Source organism: Kitasatospora sp. NPDC036755 (genome assembly GCF_040636595.1).
In the GTDB taxonomy this organism is placed as follows: domain Bacteria; phylum Actinomycetota; class Actinomycetes; order Streptomycetales; family Streptomycetaceae; genus Kitasatospora.
Genome location: NZ_JBEZUT010000316.1, coordinates 1,947 through 10,043, shown reverse-complemented (window position 1 = coordinate 10,043; position 8,097 = coordinate 1,947). Strand labels below are relative to the sequence as shown.

Here is an 8,097-nt window from a genome sequence, read left to right as displayed (position 1 = left end):
GCACGTGCTGGCCACCCAGACCCTGCCGCTGGCGCCGTTCCGGACCATGGCGGTCACCGTCGAGGGCGAACTGCCCGAGGTCCCGCCCCCCCCGGGGGGGGCGGGGTGGCGCTCAGGTGATGGAGGCGCCGGAGTCGATGCTGATGACCTGTCCCGTCATGCAGTCCTGGTCCAGGAACAGCGTGATCGAGCGGGCGACCTCGCGCGGGGTGACGAACCGCGGTACCGGGACCTTCTCCAGCATCCCCGCCACCACGTGCTCGGGCAGCGTGTCCGTCATCCCCGTGATCATGAACCCCGGCGACAGCGCGTTGACGGTCACCCCCCGCCGGCCGCACTCCGCCGCCAGCGTACGGGTCAGCCCGATCAGCCCCGCCTTCGACGCCGAATAGGCCGTCTGCCCCGCCGTGGCGATCAGCGCGGACGGCGAGACGATGTTCACCACCCGCCCCCAGCGCGCCCGCAGCATCGCCGGCACACACACCCGCGCCGTGTGGAAGGACCCCACCAGGTTCGTGTCGATCACCTGCCGCCACTGCGCCGGGTCCTGCATCGCCATCAGCGCGTCCTTGCGGACCGCCCCGTTGTTGACCAGCACGTCCACCGGCCCCAGCGCCGCCCGCACCTGCTCGTACATCGCGCCGACCGCGTCCCAGTCCGCGACCGAACCACTCACCAGCACATGGTCGTTGACGAGCCGGGCCGCGACCTTCTCCGCCCCCTCACGGGAACTGTTGTAGTGCACCGCGACCCGGCAGCCCGCCGCGTCCAGCGCCAGCGCCAGCTCACTGCCCAGCCCCCCCGAAGCACCGGTCACCAGCGCCACCGGGGACACCGGCCGCGCCCCGAAGGCGTCCTTGCCGCTCACCGCGCCACCCCTCCCCACGTCAACAGGACCGAACCCCACGTCATCCCCGCCCCGAACCCGGCCAGCAGCACCGTGTCGCCGTCCTTGACCCGACCGCTGTCCAACGCCTGCGCCAACGCGATCGGAATCGAGCCCGACGCCGTGTTCCCGTACCGCTCCAGATTCGTCACCAGCCGATCCACGGGGATCCCCGTGTGCGACAGCACCGAATTGATGATCCGGATGTTCGCCTGGTGCGGCACCACGTGATCGACCTGCTCCGGCGTGATCTTCGCCTGCTCCAGCGTCTCGCGGATCGTCCGCACCGTGTACCGCACCGCGTTCAGATAGATCTCGTTGCCGTTGATCTGCGCGTAGTGCAACCCCTCCGCCACCGTCCGCGCGGTCGTCGGCATCCGCGAACCCCCGGCCAGGACCTTCAGACTGTCCTTGCACGAGCCGTCCGCACCCAGGTTCCACGCCCGGATCCGGTCCACCGCACCCGGCACCAGCACCACCGCACCCGCACCGTCACCCACCAGGATCGACAGGTCCCGGTCCCGCGGGTTCGCGGTCAGCGTGTGCGTGTCCGAACCGACCACCAGGACCGGCCGCGGATCCATCCGCATCAGACCCGCCGCCGTCACCAGCGCGTACACGAACCCCGCACACTCCGCGTTCACGTCGTGCGCGCTGCCCGCGATCCCCAACTCCTCGTGCACGAACGCCGACGTCGCCGGCGAGGGCTGCTCCGGAGTCGCGGTCGCCACGATCAGATGCGCGATGTCCGCACCCGTCAGCCCCGCACGCTCCAACGCCGCACGCCCGGCCTCCACGGCCATCGACGCCGTCGTCTGCCCCTCACCGACCGCCCTGCGCTCACGGATCCCGCACCGCGAGACGATCCAGTGCTCATCCACACCGAACCGCTGCGCGAGCTCGGCACTGGTCACCACCCGCTCCGGAACCCACATCCCCCAACCGGCGACATCGAAACCGCTCACCACCCCACCCCTCTCCTTCTTCCCGTCCTCTTCCCCGACCCGCCGGCCCTCAGCGGCCCTCGGCCGGCACCAGCGCCAGGATCCGCTCGTGGACCACCCGCAACGTCGTCGAGTCATCGATGTCCGCGAACAACGACTCGTCCGCCGGAATGTGCGGGTACTGGTTCTGGAACCCGTACAACCACTCCATCAGGTCCAGCGAGTCCACATCCGCGATGTGCTGCAACGCGGCATCCGCGTCGATCTCCTGCGCACCGGACACCGCCTGCAGCTGCTGAGCCAGGTCCTCGACCGTGGGGATCTGAGACATCAGTGATCGTTCCTCTCCCGCGCCCGCACCCCAACCAGGGCCGAACGCAAACAAACGCGACGAATACAACAGGACGAGAAAGCACCACCAGGCACCCCACCCGCATCCCGACCACCCGCGACCCCGGCAACCCCCGGCAACCCCGGCGCCACCGGCACCGGCAGCACCCGGCACAACCCGGAACCACCGGCACCGACGGCGCCCCGTACCAGCAGCACCCGGCACCCGGCACCGGCGGCCACAGCCGGCGAAACCACCGACCACACCCCGGACCGGCCACGGACAGACGAACCGGACGAGCACCCCGTGACACCCCCTACAGGACGAACTACGGGACGAACACGACCAGACACCGAACACCCACCCACACCACACCGCCATCGACCCGCGCTCCGCCCGCCACCACCCGCCCCGCACCCCACGCCCCGGGAACACACCACACACCCCGAAGACGAACCACAGGCACACGAACGAACAGACGAACACAACAGACAGAACGAGCCGAACCGCCGGACAGCCAACCCCGCCACACGAACCGGACAAACCGGACGCGAACGAGACGGACCACCGAACAGACCGAACAGGCCGGACTACCGGACGAGCCGGACTACCGGACGGGCCGGACGGGTGAGACGGGCTCCACGGAACACCTCGGGAACGGACCCCCGGGAACAGCGGACAACACCACCCGGGAACCCGAACCCCCGACGACGAACCGCGGGACCGAGCATCGTGTCTTGCCGGAACCGCATGAAACCCGCCCCCACGCAACCAGCCCGCAACCCACCCGCCCCCACCCCCCTTGCGCACCGCTTGCGAGACACACGCTTACCTGACCCACAACACACCGCACCCGCACGCACACCACCCGCCACCACACGAACCGACCACCACCCAACGGAACCCGGCCACGAACCACCCCGACACCCAACCGGCCCACGGCCCCACCAGCCGCCCTCACCGGACGGACACGGCCACCCCGCCGGACAACACCACCCACCCCGCCAAGCACCACGGCAGCCACCAGGCAGGACCGCCCACCCGGACGGACACCAACCCCGGCGGCCCGCAACCCAGATCAGCAACGAACACCCGGACGGCAGCCGGCCGCCCACAACCCAGCACCACCCCGCACCACCCCGCACCACAGCCGGACAGCACCACACCGGGCAGCACCACCACCCGACCCGGCACAGGCACCAGGCACAGGGCAGCACCGGGCAGGACCGTCCACCCCGGACGGCACCAACCCCGGCGGCCCGCCGCCCAGTTCGACCGCACCACCGCACACCTCCGGACGGCACCCAGCCGCCCACAACCCAGCACAGCGCCACCCCGAACGGCACCACCGCCCGACCCGGCACAACACGCCGCGGCACAGGAACAGGCACAGGGCAGCACCGGGCAGGACCGTCCACCCCGGACGGCACCAACCCCGGCGGCCCGCCGCCCAGTTCGACCGCACCACCGCACACCTCCGGACGGCAGCCGGCCGCCCACAACCCAGCACAGCGCCACCCCGAACGGCACCACCGCCCGACCCGGCACAACACGCCGCGGCACAGGAACAGGCACAAGGCAACACCGGGCAGGAGACCGTCCACCCGGGACGGCACCAACCCCGGTGCCCCGCAGCCGGGTTCGACCGCACCACCGGGCGGCCACCGGCCGCCCGCACGACACGGACGCCGGGAACACCGAACGACGAACCGTCACCCCGGCATCTTCAACCACCCGGGAACACGGACACGTTCAGCACCACCACGACACACCCCGGACGGCAGCCGGCCGCCCGACACCGCACGACACCAGGACAACCGCCCCACCGGGCCGGTCCCACCACGACACAGCCCGACCAGCCGTACCGGGCAACCGGGCAACCGGGCAACCGGGCAACCGGGCAACCGGGCAACCGTACCCGCCCGCTCCACGGCCGCCCGACCACCGGGCCGGCCGCACCGCGCGCCACCGCGCTCCGAACGCACCCACCGGTCACCACCACGCCGGACACCCGGTCCCACCGGACCCGGTCCCGCCGGCACCGGCCGCCCAGCCGCCGCCGCGGACACCGCAGGGACCGACGGCACCCGACGGCACCGGTGGCACCTGGGCGCCGACGGCACCTGACGGTGCCGAAGGATGCCGGGGTGCCGGGGTGTCCGGCGGTGTCGGGGTGTCCGGCGGTGCCGGTGGCCGCCCTGTTCCGCGTCCCGTCCCAACCATCCACACCATCAACCGAGGGGCCCCATCCCATGACCACCGTCGAAGCCCGCTCCATCAACCCCGACGTCGAGGCCATCCGCCACCACTACGAGGTCCCCAACGAGCTCTACCGGCTCATCCTGGGCCCCACCATGATGTACTCCGGCGGCTACTGGGAGGACGGCGAGGACCTCGTCGCCGTCCTCGACGAAGCCCAGGAACGCAAGCTCGACGCCTTCACCGACCTCGCCCGCGCCGCCCACACCGACACCGTCCTGGACATCGGCTGCGGCTGGGGCACCATGCTCAACCGCCTCACCACCGTCCACGGCGTCAAGAAGGCCGTCGGCGTCACCCTCTCCCGCACCCAGGCCGACTTCGTCGACGCCCTGAACAACCCCGCCATCCAAGCCCGCGTCGAAAGCTGGGAAGACCACCGCCTCGCCGACGGCCAGGCCCCCTACGACGCCGCGTTCTGCATCAACGCCCTCGAACACTTCGTGCTCTCCTCCCTCACCCCCAAGGAGCGCACCCAGCGCTACCGCGTCTTCTTCAAGCAGGTCCACTCCCTGCTCAAGCCCGGCGCCCGCTTCGTCCTGCACACCATGACCGTCGAGAACCCCCCACTGCGCCGCCAGCTCCTGGACGACCTCAAGTTCCTCCAGCGCGAAGAATTCGAAGGCTGCCACATCCCCCGCCTGCCCGAACTCGCCGCCGGCCTCGACGGCCTCTTCGAGGTCACCGAAATCCGCAACGAACCCGAATCCTTCGCCCGCGCCTGCCGCGCCTGGCTCCAACTCCTCGCCGCCCGCCGCGACGAAGCCGTCACCATGACCGACGAAACCACCGTCGCCCGCTTCGAACGCTACCTCGACATCTTCGCCTACACCCTCGAAGACCACATCTTCAACAACTTCCGCGTCACCCTCACCCGCCGCGCCTGACCCCCAGGCCCACCCAGCACCCAGAAGAGGACACCGACGCCATGACCACCACCCCCGCCCCCAACCCCACCACCCACACCCCCGCCACCCCCACCACCAACCCGGCGGCGGGGGTGGCCCCCACCACCAACCCCACCACCACCGCAGCCACCGGCACCGGCACCGGCACCGCCGCAGGCAACACGAACACCACGGCCACCACCGGCACCACCACCCCGGGCACCGGCACGCGCACCACCGCAGCCACCACGGGCATCACCACCGCGGGCACCACGGGCAGCACCACCACCCCGGGCAGCGCGGCCACCACCACCGGCACCGGCAACACCACGGCCACCGGCGGAAGTTCAAGCAGCGCGGGCACCACCACGACCGCCACCGGAACCGCCACCGCCGGCGCGAGCGCCGCGGGCACCAAGGACACCACAGGCAGCACCACCACGGGCGCCACCGGCACCACGGGTACGGACACCGCGGGTACGGGCACCGCCGCGGGCACGGGCACCGCCACCGCCGGCGCGAGCGCCGGCGACCTCGCCGTACGCCACCTCAAAGTCGCCGTCATCGGCGCCGGCATCTCCGGCCTCGGCACCGCCATCGCCCTCCTCAAAGCCGGCATCGACGACTTCCTCGTCTTCGAACGCGCCAACGACCTCGGCGGCACCTGGCGCGACAACACCTACCCCGGCTGCGCCTGCGACGTCCAGGCCCACCTCTACTCCTACTCCTTCGCCCGCAACCCCGACTGGAAATCCACCTTCGCCACCCAGGCCGAAGTCCACGCCTACCTCAAAACCTGCGCCACCCGCTACGGCGTCGACCCCCACCTGCGCTACAACCACGAACTCCACACCGCCACCTGGAACGACACCCACCACCACTGGGACATCCGCACCACACACGGCCGCTACACCGCCCAGGTCCTCATCACCGGCACCGGCTACCTCTCCGACCCCGCCATCCCCGACCTGCCCGGCCTCGACACCTTCACCGGCACCGTCTTCCACTCCTCCCACTGGAACCACGACCACGACCTCACCGGCCGCAACGTCGCCGTCATCGGCACCGGCGCCTCCGCCATCCAATTCGTCCCCGCCATCCAACCCCAGGTCGCCCACCTCGACCTCTACCAGCGCACACCCCCCTGGGTCGCCGCCAAACCCGACAAACCCAACACCCCCCGCCACACCTGGATGCTGCGCCACCTCCCCGGCTACCAACGCTTCCGCCGCGCCTTCAACAAAAACGGCCGCGAAATCGTCGCGTTCTTCATGTCCCGCCCCAACCGCACCACCGGCATGAAGAACATGGCCGCCGGCCACCTCAAAAAATCCGTCCCCGACCCCGCACTGCGCGCACGCCTCACCCCCGACTACACCGTCGGCTGCAAACGCCTCCTCTTCTCCAACACCTGGTACCCCGCCATCCAACAACCCAACGTCGACATCATCTCCGACACCATCACCCACATCGGCCCCACCCACATCACCACCACCGACGGCACCCAACACCCCACCGACACCATCATCCTCGCCACCGGCTTCACCGCCACCGACCGCCCCATCGCCCACCGCATCACCGGCCAACACGGCCACACCCTCGCCCACACCTGGAACCACCACGGCATGACCGCCCACCGCGGCACCACCATCCACGGCTTCCCCAACCTCTTCATGCTCCTCGGCCCCAACACCACCCTCGGCCACTCCTCCCAAACCGTCATGATCGAAGCCCAGATCACCTACATCCTCGCCGCCCTCAAAACCCTCCACACCCACCACCTCACCACCCTCAACGTCCACCCCCACGCCCAAACCACCTACAACCACACCCTCCAAAACCGCCTCAAAAACACCGTCTGGAACACCGGCGGCTGCAACAGCTGGTACACCGACACCAACGGCAACAACCCCAACATCTGGCCCACCTACACCCGCACCTTCGAACACCAAACCCGCACCTTCGACCTCACCAACTACCAAACCACCACCCACACCAACCACACCCCCACCCCCTAAACACCCACCCACACCCCGCACCCCCGCACCAAGGCGGCAGGACCGCAGGACCGCAGGACCGCAGGACCGCAGGACCGCAGGACGGCCTGGCAGACAACACCGGCACAACCACAGGACAGCACCACCACAAAACCCCAGAACCGCCGGCCCACCCAACCGCCCGACCTCAACACCACCGGACCACAGGACCACCGGACCAGCGAACAGGCCCGACCTCACCAGACCAAACCGGGCCAGGTCGGATCAGGCCGGCCGGGCACCAGGCTCCGGGCACCGCACAGCACCACGCCGCACCACAAACCGGAAAACGACACCACCACCCACCACCCGCCACCCCCAACCACGAAGCCGGCAACCCGACTTCACCCACCATCCACCCACCCCAGGACCGCCGAACAACCGAACAACACAACCGGCGAGACACACGGACGGACGGACAGGCGGACAGGCGGGACGGACACACGGGCGGGACGGACGGGCGGGACAGACGGACAGACGGGGCGGCGGGACGGACGGGCAGACGGGACGGACGGGGCGGCGGGACGGACGGACAGACGGGACGGACGGACGGGCGGGGCGGCGGACCACAGGACGGCAGGACCTCGACAGCAGAACCACCGAACGGCCGGACCGCAGGACACAACACCGCCAGGACCACCGCCCCACGGCCCCGGGCGCGCAAAACGCCCGCACCGGCAAGCCGACCGGACCACCGGACCACCGCACGACAGCACGACAGCACGAGGGCACGGCGCCGGGACACCACCGCCCC

The 8,097-nt window shown here is 70.5% G+C and carries 5 protein-coding genes; 2 read left to right on the top strand and 3 right to left on the bottom strand.

The features are described from left to right. Positions 1–112: 112 nt before the first annotated feature. The 3 genes from AB0E96_RS33095 to AB0E96_RS33085 are packed head-to-tail and all read right to left on the bottom strand — an operon-like array spanning position 113 to position 2,161. Positions 113–868: an SDR family NAD(P)-dependent oxidoreductase gene (locus AB0E96_RS33095; RefSeq protein ID WP_359829490.1), complete on the bottom strand. Its 756-nt coding sequence runs from the start codon at positions 866–868 to the stop codon at positions 113–115. Then, positions 865–1,851: a ketoacyl-ACP synthase III gene (locus AB0E96_RS33090; protein WP_359829489.1), complete on the bottom strand. Its 987-nt coding sequence runs from the start codon at positions 1,849–1,851 to the stop codon at positions 865–867. The genes AB0E96_RS33095 and AB0E96_RS33090 overlap by 4 nt, the downstream gene beginning before the upstream one ends. Before the next feature lie 49 nt (positions 1,852–1,900). Next, entirely contained in the window at positions 1,901–2,161 is a 261-nt protein-coding gene (locus AB0E96_RS33085) for a hypothetical protein (protein ID WP_359829488.1), read from the bottom strand. Positions 2,162–4,413: 2,252 nt separating this feature from the next. Between AB0E96_RS33085 and AB0E96_RS33080 the strand changes: the two genes are divergently transcribed. Together AB0E96_RS33080 and AB0E96_RS33075 are read left to right on the top strand one after the other, a co-directional pair. Continuing rightward, positions 4,414–5,307 (top strand): class I SAM-dependent methyltransferase, encoded by an 894-nt coding sequence (locus AB0E96_RS33080; protein WP_359829487.1) that lies wholly within the window; start codon positions 4,414–4,416, stop codon positions 5,305–5,307. A 41-nt stretch (positions 5,308–5,348) separates the two neighbouring features. Beyond that, positions 5,349–7,325 carry an NAD(P)/FAD-dependent oxidoreductase gene (locus tag AB0E96_RS33075; RefSeq protein ID WP_359829486.1) on the top strand — a complete coding sequence of 659 codons (1,977 nt, stop codon included), beginning with the start codon at positions 5,349–5,351 and terminating at the stop codon, positions 7,323–7,325. Positions 7,326–8,097 lie beyond the last annotated feature (772 nt).